Origin of the sequence: Pseudomonas sp. RL_105y_Pfl2_101 (assembly GCF_963970585.1) — a bacterium.
In the GTDB taxonomy this organism is placed as follows: Bacteria; Pseudomonadota; Gammaproteobacteria; order Pseudomonadales; family Pseudomonadaceae; genus Aquipseudomonas.
The window spans coordinates 501,895-520,687 of the sequence record NZ_CAXAPG010000001.1 but is presented as its reverse complement, the minus strand read 5'-3'; the positions used below and the strand labels follow the sequence as shown (position 1 = coordinate 520,687).

16 protein-coding genes are annotated in these 18,793 nt (G+C 61.1%); 9 read left to right on the top strand and 7 right to left on the bottom strand.

Going from position 1 to position 18,793, the window contains the following annotated elements; translation table 11 throughout:
* Positions 1–40: 40 nt before the first annotated feature.
* Positions 41–1,078 carry an L-glyceraldehyde 3-phosphate reductase gene (mgrA, locus tag AACY31_RS02300; RefSeq protein ID WP_339481394.1) on the top strand — a complete coding sequence of 346 codons (1,038 nt, stop codon included), beginning with the start codon at positions 41–43 and terminating at the stop codon, positions 1,076–1,078.
* Between the two features lie 178 nt (positions 1,079–1,256).
* Here the strand turns inward: mgrA and gshA are convergent, their stop codons facing one another.
* From gshA to AACY31_RS02285, 3 genes are all read right to left on the bottom strand, one after another.
* Positions 1,257–2,840 carry a glutamate--cysteine ligase gene (gene gshA, locus AACY31_RS02295; RefSeq protein ID WP_339481395.1) on the bottom strand — a complete coding sequence of 528 codons (1,584 nt, stop codon included), beginning with the start codon at positions 2,838–2,840 and terminating at the stop codon, positions 1,257–1,259.
* Positions 2,841–3,110: 270 nt separating this feature from the next.
* Positions 3,111–3,494: a PaaI family thioesterase gene (locus AACY31_RS02290; RefSeq protein WP_092169213.1), complete on the bottom strand. Its 384-nt coding sequence runs from the start codon at positions 3,492–3,494 to the stop codon at positions 3,111–3,113.
* On the bottom strand, positions 3,494–5,818 hold the full coding sequence (locus tag AACY31_RS02285; RefSeq protein ID WP_339481398.1) for a Tex family protein: 2,325 nt from the start codon (positions 5,816–5,818) through the stop codon (positions 3,494–3,496). Before AACY31_RS02285 ends, AACY31_RS02290 begins: the two co-directional genes overlap by 1 nt.
* A gap of 357 nt (positions 5,819–6,175) precedes the next feature.
* Between AACY31_RS02285 and ompR the strand changes: the two genes are divergently transcribed.
* Together ompR and AACY31_RS02275 are read left to right on the top strand one after the other, a co-directional pair.
* Complete coding sequence (ompR, locus tag AACY31_RS02280) at positions 6,176–6,916, top strand: osmolarity response regulator transcription factor OmpR (protein ID WP_339481400.1); 741 nt, start codon at positions 6,176–6,178, stop codon at positions 6,914–6,916.
* A 114-nt stretch (positions 6,917–7,030) separates the two neighbouring features.
* Positions 7,031–8,344, top strand: a complete 1,314-nt coding sequence (locus AACY31_RS02275) for an ATP-binding protein (protein WP_339481402.1) — start codon at positions 7,031–7,033, stop codon at positions 8,342–8,344.
* Positions 8,345–8,433: 89 nt separating this feature from the next.
* Here AACY31_RS02275 and rimK read toward each other — a convergent pair whose 3' ends face one another.
* Entirely contained in the window at positions 8,434–9,339 is a 906-nt protein-coding gene (rimK, locus tag AACY31_RS02270; RefSeq protein WP_003196697.1) for a 30S ribosomal protein S6--L-glutamate ligase, read from the bottom strand.
* On the bottom strand, positions 9,336–9,818 hold the full coding sequence (rimB, locus tag AACY31_RS02265; RefSeq protein WP_445261512.1) for a retropepsin-like aspartic endopeptidase RimB: 483 nt from the start codon (positions 9,816–9,818) through the stop codon (positions 9,336–9,338). Before rimB ends, rimK begins: the two co-directional genes overlap by 4 nt.
* Before the next feature lie 236 nt (positions 9,819–10,054).
* Between rimB and AACY31_RS02260 the strand changes: the two genes are divergently transcribed.
* The 3 genes from AACY31_RS02260 (at position 10,055) to AACY31_RS02250 (ending at position 13,339) form a co-directional block, all read left to right on the top strand.
* Positions 10,055–10,459, top strand: coding sequence for an RNA-binding S4 domain-containing protein (locus AACY31_RS02260; protein ID WP_339481403.1), 405 nt, complete (start codon positions 10,055–10,057; stop codon positions 10,457–10,459).
* A 254-nt stretch (positions 10,460–10,713) separates the two neighbouring features.
* Complete coding sequence (hslO, locus tag AACY31_RS02255) at positions 10,714–11,616, top strand: Hsp33 family molecular chaperone HslO (RefSeq protein ID WP_339481404.1); 903 nt, start codon at positions 10,714–10,716, stop codon at positions 11,614–11,616.
* A gap of 178 nt (positions 11,617–11,794) precedes the next feature.
* On the top strand, positions 11,795–13,339 hold the full coding sequence (locus AACY31_RS02250) for a phosphoenolpyruvate carboxykinase (RefSeq protein ID WP_339481406.1): 1,545 nt from the start codon (positions 11,795–11,797) through the stop codon (positions 13,337–13,339).
* A gap of 427 nt (positions 13,340–13,766) precedes the next feature.
* On the opposite strand, the gene AACY31_RS02240 is transcribed toward AACY31_RS02250, so the two are convergent.
* Complete coding sequence (locus AACY31_RS02240) at positions 13,767–14,120, bottom strand: DUF1493 family protein (protein WP_339481408.1); 354 nt, start codon at positions 14,118–14,120, stop codon at positions 13,767–13,769.
* Between the two features lie 331 nt (positions 14,121–14,451).
* Here AACY31_RS02240 and AACY31_RS02235 point away from each other — a divergent pair, with 331 nt between their 5' ends.
* The 3 genes from AACY31_RS02235 to AACY31_RS02225 all read left to right on the top strand — a co-directional run bounded on the left by AACY31_RS02235 (position 14,452) and on the right by AACY31_RS02225 (position 18,177).
* Positions 14,452–16,380, top strand: a complete 1,929-nt coding sequence (locus AACY31_RS02235) for a RecQ family ATP-dependent DNA helicase (protein WP_339481409.1) — start codon at positions 14,452–14,454, stop codon at positions 16,378–16,380.
* Between the two features lie 107 nt (positions 16,381–16,487).
* Positions 16,488–17,714: a 3-hydroxyacyl-CoA dehydrogenase gene (locus AACY31_RS02230; protein ID WP_339481410.1), complete on the top strand. Its 1,227-nt coding sequence runs from the start codon at positions 16,488–16,490 to the stop codon at positions 17,712–17,714.
* Positions 17,715–17,757: 43 nt separating this feature from the next.
* Positions 17,758–18,177, top strand: a complete 420-nt coding sequence (locus AACY31_RS02225) for an acyl-CoA thioesterase (protein WP_339481411.1) — start codon at positions 17,758–17,760, stop codon at positions 18,175–18,177.
* A gap of 79 nt (positions 18,178–18,256) precedes the next feature.
* On the opposite strand, the gene AACY31_RS02220 is transcribed toward AACY31_RS02225, so the two are convergent.
* Positions 18,257–18,736, bottom strand: coding sequence for a glycine zipper domain-containing protein (locus tag AACY31_RS02220; protein ID WP_339481412.1), 480 nt, complete (start codon positions 18,734–18,736; stop codon positions 18,257–18,259).
* Positions 18,737–18,793 lie beyond the last annotated feature (57 nt).

The window sequence follows — 18,793 nt, the reverse complement described above, 5'->3', positions numbered from 1 at the left end:
GTTAGCTTCTGCCACCAGCGTCCGAACAGAGAGCCTTTCGATGACCTACACCGCTGCGCAAAACCGCTACGAGTCCATTCCTTATCGCCGCGTCGGTCGCAGCGGGCTGGTGCTGCCGGCGCTGTCGCTGGGGTTGTGGCACAACTTTGGCGACAGCACGCCCATCGATACCCAGCGCGCCTTGCTGCGCACGGCGTTTGACCTGGGCATCAACCACTTCGACCTGGCAAACAACTACGGCCCTCCCTACGGCAGCGCCGAGATCAATTTCGGCCGGTTGCTGCGCGAAGATTTCAAGCAGTACCGCGATGAGTTGATCATCTCCAGCAAGGCCGGTTGGGACATGTGGCCGGGCCCCTACGGCCAGGGCGGTGGCTCGCGTAAATACGTGCTCGCCAGCCTCGACCAGAGCCTGCAACGCCTGGGGCTGGACTATGTGGATATCTTTTATTCCCACCGCTTCGACCCCGATACCCCACTGGAAGAAACCGCCAGCGCACTGGCCACTGCCGTACAGCAGGGGAAGGCGCTGTACATCGGCATTTCCTCGTATTCAGGGGTGAAAACCCGGGAAATGGCGACGCTGCTCAACGAGTGGAAAGTCCCGCTGCTGATTCATCAGCCGGCCTACAACCTGCTCAACCGCTGGGTGGAAACGGACCTGCTGGACGCCACCGACGAACTGGGCACCGGTGTGATCGCTTTCACGCCACTGGCCCAGGGCCTGTTGACCGATAAGTACCTCAAGGGTATTCCGGCCGATGCGCGGGTGAACCGTCCGGGCGGTGGCTCGCTGCAAGCCTCGCACCTGTCGGAGGAAAACATCGCCCATGTACGCGCCCTCAATGAGATCGCCCAGCGGCGCGGCCAAAGCCTGGCGCAAATGGCCTTGGCCTGGACCCTGCGCGATCCACGCGTGACCAGTGCGCTGATCGGCGCGAGCCGGCCGGAGCAAGTCATCGAGAACGTCGGGGCGTTGCAGAACCTGAGCTTCAGTGCTGAAGAACTGGCGCAGATCGATCGGTTTGCCCAGGAAGGCGGAATTAATCTTTGGGAGAAACCTTCGTCGGCTGAGTAACGCCCTACCGTGCCGGAACCGCGTAGGAGCTGTCGAGTGCAACGAGGCTGCGATCTTCCCCCAGCCACTTGAATCTCAAGCGAAAGATCAGAAGATCAGAAGATCAAAAGATCAAAAGATCGCAGCCTTCGGCAGCTCCTACAGTGCAGTCCAGCGAAGCGTCCTCGTCAAAGAGGGGTCAGTTGCTGATTGCCAGGATGCTCGCCTGATACGAACCCACGAACACGTCGAAGTCCCCCACTTCGTTCTGCTCCAGCTCAGTTTGCTGGACCAGTGACTCTCGGGCGGTTTTTTCGAATGCCGCCTGTGCCTGGGCGGGCAGAGGCTCGGCGCGGAAGAACTCAGCGTGGGCCTTGCTTTGGCGCAGGGAGAACTGGGAGAAGCTTTCCTGGTGCTTGGCCATGGCGGCCAGCACTTGGGCGGAGGGCGTGAGGGACGGATCACGGACTTTCGCCACTTGTGCATCCAGCGCCTGGCGGTGGGCATCGCCACCTTGGCTCTGATCGAGCAGCGAGGCCAGCGGCGCGATTTTTTCCAGCAATTCGACGGCCCAGGCCTGCATGTCCACTGACTGACCCTGATGCTGCAATTGCAGACCCGGCTTGCGGCCTTCCTTGACCACGGTCAGGAAGTTACTCGTGGCGTTGCTGCATTCGTTGTTTTCCAGCTGCGGGCTGTCATTAAGGCCGCAATACAGCAGGAACGCATCGAGGAACCGCGACTCGGTGAGGTCGATACCCATTGGCAGGAAAGGGTTGATGTCCAGGCAACGCACTTCGACGTACTGGATACCCCGGGCCATCAAGGCCTGGATCGGCCGCTCGCCGGTGTAGGTCACGCGTTTGGGGCGGATGTTGGAGTAGTACTCGTTTTCGATCTGCAGGATGTTGGTGTTGAGCTGCACCCACTCGCCGTTTTGGTGGGTGCCGGCTTCGACGTACGGCGCATAAGGTGTCGCCACCGCTTTGCGCAGGCTGTCGGTGTAGCTGGCCAGGTCGTTGTAGCAAGGCGTGAGGCCGGCCTGGGCGTTGCTCTGGTAACCCAGGTCGCTCATGCGCAGGCTGGTGGCGTAGGGCAGGTACAAGGTGTCCGGGTCCAGTTGTTCCAACTGGTGCGGGCGACCCCGCAGGAAACCGGCGTCCAGGGCCGGCGAGGCACCGAACAGGTACATCAGCAACCAGCTGTAGCGGCGGAAATTTCGGATCAGTGCGATGTAGGCCGACGACTGGAAGTCACGGTCGCTGGCCTCGATGCCCTCGGCCTGCCGGAGCAGGGGCCAGAGCTTTTCCGGCAGGGAAAAGTTGTAGTGGATCCCGGCAATGCATTGCATGCTCTTGCCGTAGCGCAGGGCCAGGCCCTGGCGATAGACGTACTTGAGCCGACCGATATTCGAGGTGCCGTAATACGCGATCGGGATGTCCTCTTCCGCCGGCAGTGGGCACGGCATCGAAGGGCTCCACAGGTACTCGTCGCCCAGTTTGCTGTAGGCAAACCGGTGGATCTTGTCGAGGCTGCTCAGGGTATCGGCCGGGTTGGCCAGGGCCGGTGTGATGAACTCCAGCAGCGACTCGGAATAGTCGGTAGTGATCTGTTCGTTGGTCAACGCCGAACCCAGGGCCTTGGGGTGCGGGGTCGGCGCCAAGTGCCCATTGCCGGTGACGCGCAGGCATTCACGCTCGATGCCGTGCAGGCACTGTTCGAGCAGAGAGAGGTTGGCGCGCTCGCCGAGCAGGGCCAGGCGGCGGTTTAAAAGGTCGCTCAAGTTGAATTCCTTCACGCGTCAGTCGCCCCAATATGGGGGTGGGCAAGACGGTCTACAAGGGTGAAGTTAAAACTGGCGTTTTCGCCTGGTTTTCATGCTGCCAAAGACAATCATCACACCCCCTGTGGGAGCGAGCCTGCTCGCGATAGCGGTCTGTCAGTCAACTTTTATATTGACTGGTCCACCGCTATCGCGAGCAGGCTCGCTCCCACAAGGGGTTTCGGCGCGGCATTCATGGCATCGAAATTAACTCAAATCGATGACAGGGAGCTATAGGACAGCGAACGTGCCTTGCGCTTTTGCGACCAGTTTGTCGCCTTGCATCACCTCGGCCTCGACCACCAGCGTGCGCCGGCCGGGGTGGATGACCCGGGCGGTGCACAACACGTCGCCGTCGGACACGGCGCGAATGTAGTTGATCTTGCATTCGATGGTCGCGCTTTGCTGGTCAAAGCCATGGACGCTGGAGCAGGCCAGTCCCATGGCGATGTCCACCAGGCTGAACAGCGCGCCGCCGTGCAGCTTGCCGCCGCGATTGCGCAGCGGCGGCTCAAGGCCCAGGGCGACTTGCGCCACCCCGTCCCCAAGGCTGTGCAGACGGCAGCCAAGCAGCTTGAAAAAGGCGCTCTCCACCAACCCGGCTGGCACGTCCATCAGCGTTTCTTCAGCTGCTTGGCGTTGGCGAACAAAGAAGCCATGGCGTTGTTCGCGGGTGCCGCGGTGGCGGTTTCCTTGCGTGGCGCGGTGTTTTGCGACTGGCGTGGCGTCGAGCCAGGACGCGCACCACGGGCCCCGTCGACTTTTTCGCCCGGCGTGTCGCTCATGCGCATCGACAGGCCGACGCGTTTGCGCGGGATGTCGACTTCCATGACCTTCACTTTCACCACATCACCGGCCTTCACCGCTTCGCGCGGGTCCTTGATGAACTTCTCGGATAAGGCCGAGATGTGCACCAGACCGTCCTGGTGCACGCCGATGTCGACGAAGGCACCGAAGTTGGTGACGTTGGTTACCACACCTTCGAGGATCATGCCCGGTTGCAGGTCCTTGAGGTCTTCGACGCCGTCCTGGAACTCGGCGGTCTTGAACTCAGGGCGCGGGTCGCGGCCCGGTTTCTCCAGCTCCTGGAGGATGTCGGTGACGGTGGGCAGGCCGAAGGTTTCGTCAGTGAATTTCTTCGGATCCAGGCGTTTGAGGAACCCGGCGTCACCGATCAGCGAACGGATGTCGCGGTCGGTCTGGGCGGCGATGCTTTGCACCAGCGGGTAGGCTTCAGGGTGGACCGCCGACGAGTCCAGCGGGTTATCGCCGTTCATGACCCGCAGGAAGCCGGCGGCCTGTTCGAAGGTCTTTTCACCCAGGCGCGGGACTTTCTTCAGCGCGGCGCGGGTCTTGAACGCGCCGTGTTCGTCACGGTGGGTGACGATGTTCTGCGCCAGGGTGGCGTTCAGCCCGGAGATTCGCGCCAACAGCGCCACCGACGCGGTGTTCACGTCCACGCCCACGGCGTTCACGCAATCTTCCACCACCGCGTCCAGGCCACGGGCCAGTTTCAATTGGGAAACGTCGTGCTGGTACTGGCCGACACCGATGGATTTGGGGTCGATCTTCACCAGCTCCGCCAGCGGGTCCTGCAGGCGCCGGGCGATGGACACCGCGCCACGGATCGATACATCGAGGTCCGGAAACTCCTTGGAGGCCAGTTCCGACGCTGAGTAAACCGAAGCGCCGGCCTCGGAGACCATGACCTTGGTCATCTTCATGGCGGGGTATTTCTTGATCAGCTCGGCGGCCAGCTTGTCGGTCTCGCGGCTGGCGGTGCCGTTGCCGATGGCGATCAGGTCCACCGAATGCTTGGCGCACAGCGCGGCGAGCACGGCGAGGGTCTGGTCCCACTTGTTGTGCGGCACGTGCGGGTAGACCGTGGCGTGGTCCAGCAGCTTGCCGGTGGAGTCCACCACGGCCACCTTGCAACCGGTGCGCAGACCCGGGTCCAGGCCCAGGGTGGCGCGTGGGCCGGCCGGGGCGGCCAGCAGCAGGTCGTGCAGGTTGTGGGCGAACACGTTGATCGCCTCGGTCTCGGCGTTATCGCGCAACTCGCCCAGCAGGTCGGTTTCCAGGTGGGTGTAGAGCTTGACCTTCCAGGTCCAGCGCACCACCTCGGCCAGCCATTTGTCGGCGGCGCGATTCTGGTTCTGGATGCCGAACTGCTGGCCGACCATGCCTTCGCACGGGTGCATGGTGCCGGGCAATTGTTCACCGACTTTCAGTGCGGAGCTGAGGATGCCTTCGTTGCGGCCACGGAAAATCGCCAGGGCACGGTGGGACGGCATGCTCTTGAGCGGTTCGTCGTGTTCGAAGTAGTCGCGGAACTTCGCGCCTTCCTCTTCCTTGCCGGCGATCACCCGGGCGCTGAGAATGGCTTCCTGTTTGAGGAAGTTACGCAGTTTTTCCAGCAGGTTGGCGTCTTCGGCGAAACGCTCCATGAGGATGTACTTGGCGCCTTCCAGCGCTGCTTTCACGTCCGCCACGCCTTTTTCGGCATCGACGAAGCGCGCGGCTTCGGTTTCCGGGGCCAGGGTCGGGTCGTTGAACAAGCCGTCGGCCAGTTCGCCGAGGCCGGCTTCCAGGGCGATCTGGCCCTTGGTGCGGCGCTTTTGCTTGTAGGGCAGGTACAAGTCTTCAAGGCGGGTCTTGGTGTCGGCCAACTTGATGTCGCGCTCAAGTTGCGGGGTCAGCTTGCCCTGCTCCTGGATGCTGGCCAGGATGCTGATACGCCGTTCGTCGAGTTCTCGCAGGTAGCGCAGACGCTCTTCCAGATGACGCAATTGGGTGTCATCGAGGCTGCCGGTGACTTCTTTCCGGTAGCGGGCGATAAATGGCACCGTAGAGCCTTCATCGAGTAGCGTGACGGCCGCTTCGACCTGTTGTGGGCGTACGCCGAGTTCCTCGGCGATGCGGCTGTTGATGCTGTCCATAAAACCACCTGACAAATTGTGAAATCAGGCTCGCCACCGCGCAAACAGGGCTCGGCGAGACTGGTTGAGCGGCCTGGCGTGCGCCGCTGCCTGGGTCAACAGGCTGCCTGTTGACCCGCGAAATTCAAAAAGTGCTGCCGGGCCAAGGGGAAAAAACGATACGCCGGGATAATGATCCGACATTCCCTGGCACAAAAGGCCGCGCATTATAACCAGCGTTCCGTCCTTCGGGGGCGTCGTGGTCTGTAGGTTTGATACCCGGATTTGTGGAGCTAGAGGAAAAATCTGCTAACAATGCACACGGTGCGTATAACGGCAGCTAGGCCATAATGCGCGCCAAGATCAAAGGAGCTTCCTATGAGCAGCACCGCACAAACTGCTGAAGGCGAAAAAATTCTTATTGTTGACGACGATCCGGGGCTGAGCAGCTTGCTGGAACGCTTTTTCGTCAGCAAGGGCTACCGCGCCCGCACCGTACCGAACACCGAGCAAATGGATCGACTGCTGGCCCGTGAGGTTTTCAACCTGGTGGTGCTCGACCTGATGCTGCCCGGTGAAGACGGCCTGACAGCCTGCCGCCGCCTGCGCGGCGCCAACAACCAGATCCCGATCATCATGCTCACCGCCAAGGGCGACGAATTGAGCCGTATCAAGGGCCTTGAACTGGGCGCCGACGATTACCTGGCCAAGCCGTTCAACCCCGACGAGCTGATGGCCCGCGTCAAGGCGGTACTGCGTCGTCAGTCGGCGCCGGTGCCTGGTGCGCCGGGTAGCGAAGATGAAAGCGTGACCTTCGGCGACTATGAACTGTCCCTGGCCACTCGCGAGCTCAAGCGCGGCGATCAGGTCCACATGCTCACCACGGGTGAGTTCGCGGTGCTCAAGGCCCTGGTGATGAATGCCCGCCAGCCGCTGACCCGCGACAAATTGATGAACCTGGCCCGTGGTCGTGAATGGGATGCGCTGGAACGCTCCATTGACGTGCAGATTTCCCGCCTGCGCCGGATGATCGAACCCGATCCTTCCAAACCGCGGTATATCCAGACCGTCTGGGGAGTGGGTTATGTGTTCGTACCGGATGGCGCCGCCAGCAAGTGATCGGCGATTTGTAGGAGCGGGTGGTTTGGCCGGTTGAAATGTCTTCTTCCAGGCGACTCGCGGTCTGTCATTGTGCGAGCATCGCTCGCTCCTGCAAGTGTGTAGCGGTTATTCATGAAAACCCCCGTTTGGTTCCCCCAGAGTTTCTTCTCCCGCACCCTCTGGCTGGTGCTGATCGTCGTGCTCTTCTCCAAGGCATTGACGCTGGTGTACCTGCTGATGAACGAAGACGTTCTCGTGGACCGGCAGTACAGCCACGGTGTTGCCTTGACCCTGCGGGCCTATTGGGCGGCGGACGAAACCAACCGGGCGAAAATTGCCGAGGCGGCAACGCTGATCCGCGTCGTCGGTGCCGGCGTGCCGGAGGGCGAGCAGCACTGGCCCTACAGCGAGATCTATCAACGCCAGATGCAGGCCGAACTGGGCGCCGATACCGAGGTGCGATTGCGCATGCACTCGCCGCCGGCGCTTTGGGTGCGGGCCCCGAGCCTGGGGGATGGCTGGCTGAAAGTGCCCTTGTACCCGCATCCGCTGCGCGGCCAGAAAATCTGGAACGTGCTCGGCTGGTTCCTGGCCATCGGCCTGCTGTCGACGGCGTCGGCGTGGATCTTCGTCAGCCAGCTCAACCAGCCTCTGAAACGTCTGGTCTACGCCGCCCGCCAACTGGGCCAGGGGCGCAGCGTGCGGCTGCCCATCAGCGATACGCCCAGCGAGATGACCGAGGTCTACCGTGCCTTCAACCAGATGGCCGAGGATGTCGAACAGGCTGGGCGCGAGCGCGAACTGATGCTCGCCGGCGTCTCCCATGACCTGCGTACGCCGCTGACCCGGCTTCGGTTGTCGCTGGAGTTGATGGGCGAGCACACCGACCTGACCGATGAGATGGTCCGCGACATCGAGGACATGGACGCGATTCTCGACCAGTTCCTGGCGTTCATTCGCGACGGTCGTGACGAGTCTGTGGAGGACGTGGACCTCAGTGAGTTGGTGCGGGAGGTGGCCGCGCCCTATAACCAGAGCGATGAGAAAGTACACCTGCGCCTGGAGCCAATCCAAGCGTTCCCGTTGCGCCGCGTGTCGATGAAGCGTTTGTTGAACAACCTGATCGGCAATGCTCTGAATCACGCAGGCACTGGCGTCGAAGTCGCGGCCTATGTTTCTGGCGACACCAGCGCGCCTTACGTGGTGCTGAGCGTCTTGGACCGTGGTGCCGGCATCGATTCCTCTGAGTTGGAAGCCATTTTCAACCCCTTCACCCGCGGCGATCGTGCCCGGGGCGGGAAGGGTACGGGGTTGGGCCTGGCCATCGTCAAGCGCATCGCCTCGATGCACGGCGGCAACGTCGAGCTGCGTAACCGCGTCGGTGGCGGGCTGGAAGCTCGGGTGCGATTGCCGTTGGGTTTGATGTTGCCTCGGGATGCGGTGTAGCGGTCTCTCTCAAGTCAGACAGAGAACCTGTGGGAGCCGAGCAAGCTCGGCTCCCACAAAGGCACACTCCCAAAGGGTTTTGTGTTGCGTTAACCCTTGCCCTTGGTCCGGGTCATGTTCGGCCCGCCATTCTTTTCCAAATGCTCGATGATGATCCCTGCCACGTTCTTGCTCGTGGTGGTCTCGATCCCTTCCAGGCCTGGCGAAGAGTTGACTTCCATCACCAGCGGCCCGTGGTTTGAGCGCAGGATGTCTACACCTGCCACGGCCAGGCCCATGACTTTTGCGGCCCGCAGGGCGGTCATGCGTTCTTCCGGCGTGATCTTGATCAGGCTGGCACTGCCGCCGCGATGCAGGTTGGAGCGGAACTCTCCGGGTTTGGCTTGGCGTTTCATCGAGGCAATCACCTTGTCGCCGACCACGAAGCAGCGAATGTCCGCGCCACCGGCTTCCTTGATGTACTCCTGGACCATGATGTTCTGCTTCAGGCCCATGAACGCCTCGATCACCGACTCCGCCGCCGTCGCGGTTTCACACAAGACCACGCCGATGCCCTGGGTGCCTTCCAGCACCTTGATCACCAGCGGTGCGCCGTTGACCATCGCAATCAGGTCGGGAATGTCGTCGGGGGAGTGGGCAAAACCGGTTACCGGCAGGCCAATCCCGCGCCGTGACAGCAACTGCAGCGAGCGCAGCTTGTCCCGGGAGCGGGCGATAGCCACCGACTCGTTGAGGGGAAACACCCCCATCATTTCGAACTGACGCAAAACGGCGCAGCCATAGAACGTCACCGATGCGCCGATGCGCGGGATCACCGCATCGAACCCTTCCAGCGGCTTGCCACGGTAATGAATCTGCGGTTTGTGGCTGGCAATGTTCATGTAGGCGCGCAGGGTATCGATCACCACCATTTCATGGCCTCGTTCGGTCCCGGCTTCAACCAGGCGACGAGTGGAATACAGACGCGGATTACGCGACAGCACAGCGATCTTCATGCAACACCTGTGGCAGAGGTAGTGGACGCCGGGAATGCCGGCTTGTCTTGAACGTATTTGATACCCGGATTGACCACCAGTTGGCCGTCGATCAAGGCTTTGGAACCCAGTAACAGGCGGTATCGCATGGACTTGCGGCAGGCAAGGGTGAACTCGACCCGCCAGACCCGATCACCCAGTGCCAGCGTGGTGCTGATCACGTAGCGGACCTGAGCGTGGCCGTTGGAGCTTTTTATTGTCTTGCGGGCCACCAGCGGGGCTTCGCAGCGGCGATGGCGCAACTGCACCACGGTGCCGAGGTGCGCAGTGAAGCGCACCCACTTTTCGCCATCGCGCTCGAACGGCTCGATGTCAGTGGCATGCAGGCTGGAGGTGCTGGCGCCGGTGTCGATTTTTGCCCGCAGGCCCACGACTCCCAGATCCGGGAGCGCCACCCACTCGCGCAGACCGACAACGGTCAAATGGTCAAAAGTCTTCAATAAAAAAACCTGCGATCAGTACATCGGATCGTGGACTCCGCGAATCGCGGTATTCACGCAGAATAATCACAAAATGGCGACAGTTATCTACGCACTTGTTTGTGCTTGTGACCGATTCCGAGCCAAGCCATGGGTGTGGACGCGGTTTGGCGGGCATTCTATCCGTAGGGCCGGATTCGTGCGCTCGTCAAAAACGGTAGTACAGTTGCGGCTATTGGCAGAAAAGAGGAATGGCAGTGGCACAAAAAAAGGAAGAGGACGACAAGGTCCGTCTCGATAAATGGTTGTGGGCGGCGCGATTCTACAAGACACGGGCCCTGGCCAAGACCGCCATCGAAAGCGGCAAGGTCCATCACCGGGGAGAGCGTTGCAAGCCGGGTAAGGAGCCACGCGTTGGCGATGAGTTTGTCATCCGTATTGGCTTCGATGAAAAGACCGTGGTGGTCGAAGCCCTGTCGATCGTGCGTCGCGGCGCGCCTGAAGCGCAGGCACTGTATCGCGAAACCGAAGCCAGCATCGCCAAGCGTGAAACCGCTGCCGCGCAACGCAAGGCCGGCGCCCTGGGGGTCAGCACCGACGGCAAGCCGAGCAAGAAGCAGCGCCGGGACCTGTTCAAGTTTCATGGCAGCAACAGTGAATAAAGCACCGTCATCCCGCTGGGCGCTGTAGGAGCTGGCGAAGCCTGCGATCTTTTGATCTTTCGCTTGAGATTCAATTGTCTGGGGAAAGATCGCAGCCTCGTTGCACTCGACAGCTCCTACGCCAGTACCTCCGATCCAGCGGGAGCAAGCTTCAGTACCTTCCTGTCAGACAAACCCAAGCCTTGCTTGGAACCCACCCTGAATGCCCATAAAATGCCTGCCATCATTTGTCATCACCTCAGATACCAGACCCTATGACTGATTTACCGGATACCGACTACACCCAACGTTTCATCTTCGATGACAGCGACGCCCGTGGCGAGCTGGTGGCGTTGGAGCGTAGCTACGCCGAAGTCCTCGCCAAGCACGCCTATCCGGAGCCGGTCGCACAATTGCTCGGCGAGCTGATGGCGGCTGCGGCGTTGTTGGTGGGCACCTTGAAGTTCGATGGCTTGCTGATTCTCCAGGCACGCTCCGAAGGGCCGGTGCCGCTGCTGATGATCGAGTGCTCCAGCGAACGTGAGATCCGTGGCCTGGCCCGTTATCACGCCGAGCAGATCGCGCCCGACGCGACCCTGGCCGACATGATGCCCGACGGCGTGCTGGCCCTGACGGTCGACCCTACCCATGGCAAGCGCTACCAGGGCATCGTCGATCTCGATGGCGCGACCCTGGCTGAATGCTTCACCAACTACTTCGTCATGTCCCAACAGACCAATACCCGCTTCTGGCTCTACGCCGACGGGCGGCGCGCTCGTGGTTTGCTGCTGCAACAATTGCCTGCCGATCGCCTGCGCGACCCGGAAGAACGTGACGCCAGTTGGCAGCACGTCACCGCTCTGGCCAGCACCCTGAGCGCCGATGAGCTGTTGAGCCTGGACAACGAAACCGTGCTGCATCGCCTCTATCACGAGGAGCAGGTACGTTTGTTCGACGGACAGCCGTTGCGCTTCCAATGCAGTTGCTCTCGTGAACGTTCCGCCAATGCGCTGGTCAGTCTGGGTCTGGAAGATGCGCAGCAACTGGTGATCGAGCATGGCGGCGCCATCGAGATCGATTGCCAGTTTTGCAACGAGCGCTACCTGTTCGACGCGGCGGACATCGCGCAGTTGTTCGCCGGTGCGGGTGTCGACACACCGTCAGATACTCGTCACTAAAACGTTTCAGCGCAGGTAAATCTCCTGGCAAACGCCGGGTTTACGCCGTACTGACGGGAGGGCCCTACTCTTTTTGGGGTTTTCTGGCATAATCCGGCCCACTTTTTTCGGGTAGTAGTGCGCGACTTCCTACTACAAAACGTTTGGAGCACTCGGCCACGGGCCGATGGGGAATCTCATGACGCAAGCCAATAACGCCGTGTACACCGATCTGAGTGTCGATGATCTGGTCAAAGAAGCCCTGAATCGCGGTGAAGGCGAGCTTGCCGATACTGGCGCGCTGGTTGTTCGTACCGGTCATCGTACTGGTCGCTCGCCAGTCGACCGTTTCATTGTGGAAGAGCCAACCACCCAGGACGCCATCGCCTGGGGCCCGATCAACCGCAAGTTCCCGGCCGACAAGTTCGACGCCCTGTGGAACCGCGTCGAAGCCTACTTGGGCGAGCGCGAGCGTTTTGTATCCCACGTACATGTAGGCTCCGATCCTGCGCACTACCTGCCGGTCAAGATGACCACCGAGACCGCGTGGCACAACCTGTTCGGCCGTTGCCTGTTCATCAACCCCGAGCAATACAACGCCGGCGGCAAGGATGAATGGCAGATCCTCAACGCGCCGAATTTCGTCTGCGAGCCTGAGCGCGACGGCACCAACTCCGATGGCACCGTGATCATCAACTTTGCGGCCAAGAAAGTGCTGATCGCCGGCATGCGTTACGCCGGTGAAATGAAGAAAGCCCTGTTCTCCGTGCAGAACTTCCTGCTGCCAGCTGTTGACGTGCTGCCGATGCACTGCGCCGCCAACATGGGCGAAGAGGGCGATGTGACCCTGTTCTTCGGCCTGTCGGGCACCGGCAAGACCACCCTGTCCGCCGACGAAAGCCGTTACCTGATCGGTGACGACGAGCACGGCTGGGGCGTGGGCGTGGTCTTCAACATCGAAGGCGGCTGCTATGCCAAGTGCATCGACCTGTCCGAGAAGAACGAGCCGGTCATTTGGAAAGCCATCCAGCACGGCGCCGTCCTGGAAAACGTCGTCATCGACCCGATCACCAAGAAAGCCGACTACGCCGACGACAGCCTGACCCAGAACAGCCGCGCCGCCTACCCGCGTGAGCTGATCGAAAAACGCGCACCGAAAAACCTCGGTGGCGAGCCAAACGCCGTGATCTTCCTGACCTGCGACCTGACCGGTGTACTGCCGCCGGTGTCGATCCTCAGCGAAGAACAAGCCGCGTATCACTTCCTGTCCGGCTACACCGCACTGGTGGGCTCGACCGAAATGGGTTCGGGCAGCGGTATCAAGTCGACCTTCTCCACCTGCTTCGGCGCCCCGTTCTTTCCGCGCCCGGCCGGTGAATACGCTGAGCTGCTGATCAAGCGCATCCGTGGTTTCGGCTCCAAGGTCTACCTGGTCAACACCGGCTGGACCGGCGGCGGCTACGGCGTTGGCAAGCGCTTCAACATCCCGACCACCCGTGCGGTGATCGCAGCGATCCAGAGCGGCGCGCTGATTGGTGCTGAAACCGAACACCTGGACATCATCAACCTGGACGTGCCGCTGGCGGTTCCAGGCGTCGAGACTGGTTTGTTGAACCCGCGCAACACCTGGGCCGACAAAGTGGCCTACGACGAAGCGGCCAAGGCATTGGCCGGTCTGTTCACCGAGAACTTCAAGAAGTTCGACGTGAGCGACGCGATCAAGGCGGCGGGTCCACAGCTGTAAGGCTTGGTTAGCGAATGAAAAAGCCGCCCTGATCAGGGCGGCTTTTTTGTGGCAACTATTTTGTGTGTGAAAGGTGTAACGCGGACGCCATATTGTCCTGCTCACGCCTGGACAGTCCCAATGCCCCAGCCAGTACGGGCCTGACTAACCACCTCTTGAAGCCGTGCAATGATGTCCAGGGCATCCGCGTGGTTGACCCGAAAATACCCAGCCGCCTCTAGCGCGAGCTCCAGATCCAGAGCGTTGTCCGCATCGGTGATGTTGAGTTTCAGCCCATTGGCGTGTGGCACAGGGGTGCATGTCGTAGGCGGGGGCTGGCGCCATCCTCCTGCGAGGCTTATGAACGTCGACCTAGAGTAACTGCCATTATTGCACCTGAAATAGAGAACTACAGTCAGAATAATGCCACTTATGCCGTCCAGGTTGACTAGGCCCCTTCTACTTCCCGCGTATCCCATCGTTGTGCCTTGATCGCCTTGTAAAGCATGCCGATGCTCAGTGGCATCTTGTTCCCACGGCCCTTGGTCCTGCGCTTTTGAAACACATCAAAACCCTCAGGCTGAAAATAGCGGTAGGCGTCGTAGTCGATGAGCTCGATGGCGAACCGCTCCTCCAATGCCTCCATCAGATGCCGGGCATCCGCGCCATCGCAACCCAAGTCGAGATTGATCGCCGTGTCCAGGCGGATGGTCTTGCGTTCCGGTAGGCCGATCTCTTCGTGCAGCAGTTCCATGAGCTGGCGCATGGCGTGATCGTCGGGGAAGTCTGGGGCGAAGTGCATGGCGAGGTTTCCGGGAGGTTGGCGCGTGTCTGTATGGTAGGAAAGTTTAGGGGGAAATCGCAGCCCATTGGAAAAGAAGAAAGGTCTCACAGCAGTCTCGGAACCGTCTGCTGAGTATTGCTTTGGTCGCCCGGTAAGGCTCGCCGCGCCACCAACCACCAAGGCAGCGAGGCGGTAGATTTCTTCGCATTTCCCGTGGTCTATTTCCTGAACCAAACGTTAGGCACCAGGCTGTATCATCCCGTATCGTTTTTGACCCCGACCTTTTCTCGACTCGCTGCATTGTCCCACTAGGCTTTGGGCATCGCAGCAGTCAAAGGAGCGACCGCGCATGCACAGCACCCTGGAACAGGTTTTCGGTTATCCACAGTTTCGTCCCGGTCAGGAGGCGGCCATCGGCGCCGTGCTGGCCGGTCGGTCGGCGGCGGCCATTTTCCCCACCGGCTCGGGCAAGTCCCTGTGTTATCAATTGTCGGCCCTGCTCTTGCCGCACCTGACCCTGGTGGTCTCACCGTTGCTGGCGCTGATGCAGGACCAGTTGGCGTTCCTCAAGCGCCACGGCATCGCGGCGGCCAGTATCGATTCGGCCCAGGGCCGTGACGAAACCAACGATGCCATGGCGCGAGCCCGGTCGGGCGAGTTGAAGATCCTGATGATTTCCGTGGAGCGCCTGAAGAATGAGCGCTTTCGCAATTTCTTGCAGCAGGTGCCGATTTCGTTGCTGGTGGTGGACGAGGCCCACTGCATTTCGGAATGGGGGCATAACTTTCGACCTGACTACCTCAAGCTTCCCGACTACCAGCGTGAGTTCAATGTTCCTCAGGTATTGCTGCTGACGGCCACCGCCACACCCAAAGTCATCGCTGACATGCAGGCGAAATTCGCCATCGCCGCCGTCGATGTGGTGACGACCGGTTTCTACCGCCCGAACCTCAATCTGCTGGTCGAGCCCGTGCGGGGTGCCGACAAGCGCGCACGGCTGGTGCAATGGCTGGGCGAGCGTGCCGGGCAGCCGAGCATCGTCTACGTGACCTTGCAGCGAACCGCCGAGCAGATCGCCGAACACCTGGGCCGGCACGGTATAGAGGCCGAGGCCTATCACGCCGGTTTGCCCCATGAACAACGTGAAGCCATCCAGCGGCGGTTCATGGGCGGGCAATCCAATTGCATCGTCGCGACCATCGCTTTCGGCATGGGCATCGACAAGAGTGACATCCGCAATGTCGTGCATTTCGACCTGCCCAAGTCCATCGAGAACTACAGCCAGGAGATCGGCCGGGCCGGGCGGGATGGGCAGCCTTCCGATTGCCTGGTGCTGGCCAACCGCGACAGTCTCAACGTGCTGGAAAACTTTGTGTATGGCGATACGCCGGAGCTTGCAGGCATTCGTTGCGTGCTCGATGAACTGAAGGCCGCCGGCCCCGATGGGCAATGGGAGTTCTTGCTGGGACCACTGGCGGACCAGAGCAACATCCGGCAACTGCCACTCAAGACGCTGCTGGTCCAGTTGGAGCTACGCGGGCTGATCGCGCCGCGCTATGCCTATTTCGCGGAGTACCGCTTCAAGTTCCTGACTGAGCCGCAAGAACTGCTGGAGCGCTTCGAAGGCGAGCGAAGGGACTTCGTCTCGGCCATCATCCAGACCTCCAGTCGCGCCCGGGCCTGGGCCACGGTGAATTTCGACGGGATGTACCAGCAGTATCACGCTGAGCGTAATCGTGTGGTCAAGGCGCTGGATTTTTTCCAGGAAAAGGGCTGGATCGAGCTGGAAAGCAAACAGATGACCGAGGTGTACAGCGTGTTGGACGCGGACCTGGATGTGCAGGTCTTGAGCGCGGAGCTACACGTCTATTTCACCCGGCACGAGCAGGGTGAAATCGCACGGATCCACGCCATGCTCGAGTTGTTCGCCACCGACCGTTGCCTGGGTTATCGCTTGGCGCAATATTTCGGCGACGACAATGCGCCACGCCAGTGTGGTCATTGCTCGGTGTGCCACGGGCATGTCGCTCGCCTGCCGGAACCACCTTCGCTGCCGGCACTTGTGGATAAAAGCTTCGAGGCGCTGTGTGGCGACTTTATCCACAAGCATGAGCAGCACAGCGGCAGCGTGCCGTCAGCAGAGCGCCTGACCCGCTTCCTGTGCGGAATCAGCGTGCCGCTGTTCACCCGATTGAAGGCACGGAAGATCGGTGGGTATGCCGCACTGGAAGCGTATCCATACGCTGAAGTTCGCCAGTGGACCCAAGCGCACCTGTGAGCTGTATCCATCCGCTGAATGCCCTTCATCACACGAATAAATTTCAAAAATATTCGCTGGCTGACTAAGGTGAAGGCTGTCTTCGGGTCGCCAACAAGAGAGCAAACATGAGCCAGACACCTTTCGATGTTCAGCGTGCCGCGGTGGTAGGTGCAGGCACCATGGGCCGGGGCATCGTGATGTGCCTGGCCAACTCGGGCGTGGCGGTGCAGTGGGTCGACAACAATCCACAGATGCTCGAGCAGGCACTGGTGGCCGTGGCCGAGACCTATGCCCATGGCGTGCGCCAGGGGCGTATCGACCAGGTCGAGGCTGACGCGCGGATCGCCCGGGTAACACGGGCGGATGATTACGCGGCGATCCGCGATGTGGACCTGGTGATCGAAGCGGTTTACGAAAACCTCGAGCTCAAACAGAAAATTTTTCGTGAGCTGGACGGCCTGCTCAAGCCCAAGGCCATCCTGGCGAGCAACACCTCGGCGCTGGACATCGATGCCATCGCGGCTGTCACCCGCCGGCCAGCCCAGGTCCTGGGCCTGCATTTCTTCAGCCCGGCGCACATCATGAAGTTGCTGGAAATCGTTCGCGGCGCACACACCTCCACAGCGGTGCTGGACGCGGCGTTGGTGCTGGGCAGGCGCATGGGCAAGGTCAGCGTTGTATCGGGCAATTGCCATGGATTCATCGGCAACCGAATGCTTCATCCTTATGTGCTGGAAGCGCGCAAGATGCTGCTGGAGGGGGCGTTCCCCCATCAGGTGGATGCGGCGTTGCAGGGCTTCGGTTTCGCCATGGGACCGTTCCGTATGTACGACGTCGTTGGCATCGATCTGGAGTGGCGCGCCCGTGAGCTGGCGGGCAAGGGCCAGGACGCGCCCGAGGTGCAGGTGGACAACCGGTTGTGCGAGTTGGGGCGGTTCGGCCAGAAAAGCGGCAATGGGTACTATCACTACGAGCCGGGCAGTCGACAGGCCGAGCATGATGTCGAGGTCGATGCGCTGGTACTAGGGGTCAGTGAAGCGCTGGGTTTCCAGCGTCGCGAGATCGGCCCGGAGGAAATCCTTGAGCGATGCTTGCTGGCGCTGGTCAACGAGGGGGTGAAAATCCTGCAGGAAGGCATTGCCGAGTCGGCCCACGATATCGACCTGGTCTACCTCAACGGCTACGGCTTCCCGGTGGACAAGGGCGGGCCGATGGCCTGGGCCGACGGGCAGGGGCTGGAGGATATCCACGCACGCCTGCTGGCGCTCGAAACGAAGCAGGGCGACCAGTGGAAGCCCGCGCGCCTGATCGGCGAGCTGGCAGCTCAGGGCAAGGGATTCGCTAACCGATAAGCCGCCATCCTCTAAACCATTGAACAACCATGAAGAGCACTTGATGCCCCAACGCAACGAATACCCACACTTGCAACCCATCACCACGCGTTGGCACGACAACGATGTGTACGGTCACGTCAATAACGTCACCTACTACAGCTTTTTCGATAGCGCAGTGAATACCTACCTGATCGAAGTCGGCGGCCTGGATATCCATGACGGAGAGGTGGTGGGGTTCGTGGTGAGTTCAGCCTGTGACTACTTTGCCTCGATCGCCTTTCCGGACCGGATTGAAATCGGCCTGCGGGTCGGCAAGCTGGGCAGCAGTTCGGTGCAGTACGAGCTGGCGGTGTTCAAGGCGGGCGAGGAGGAGGCCTGCGCGGCGGGGCGTTTTGTTCACGTATTCGTGGACCGGGCCTCGAATCGGCCGGTGGCGATTCCGGAGCGGCTACGTGGGGCTTTGGAACGGTTGGTGGTCTGAAACAAAAAATCGCAGCCTCCTGTCAGCTCTGGGAGCTGCCGGAGGCTGCGATCTTTAAACGGCGGGTATCCGTCAGCCGTTAGTCGCGGTAGTGGCGATGATGCTTTTTGCGATGCCCGTAGGCATGGCCGCGACCTGGGTGGCCATCACGGTAGTAGCGGCGGTCACCACGGCGACCGTCATAACGACGATCATCGTCATCGTCCTTGCCCATGTAGTTACCCAGGGCGCCACCAGCGCCGCCGCCCGCTGCCGCACCGATCAGGCTGCCCGTGGTACCGCCGACGCTACGACCGACCACATTACCGCCGGCTGCGCCCAGCGCGCCGCCGATAGCGGCTTCGCCGCGGCTGCGTTTGTCTGCACCGACTGCACTGCCGCCCGCACCGCCCAGCGCCGCGCCGATAGTGGAGCCGGTGTTGCCGCCCAGGGACTGGCCAACGACGGAACCCAGAACCCCGCCTAATGCGCCGCCCACACCTGCTTCGGCAGTACCACCGGCAGACGCGATGCCACTGGCCAGGCTAAGGGACAACAAGAGAATGGAGGAGAACTTCATAGAGGAGCCTCAAAGGGATGACGGCGCGATCCTGAGGCTGGCTTCGCTTGGTTACAA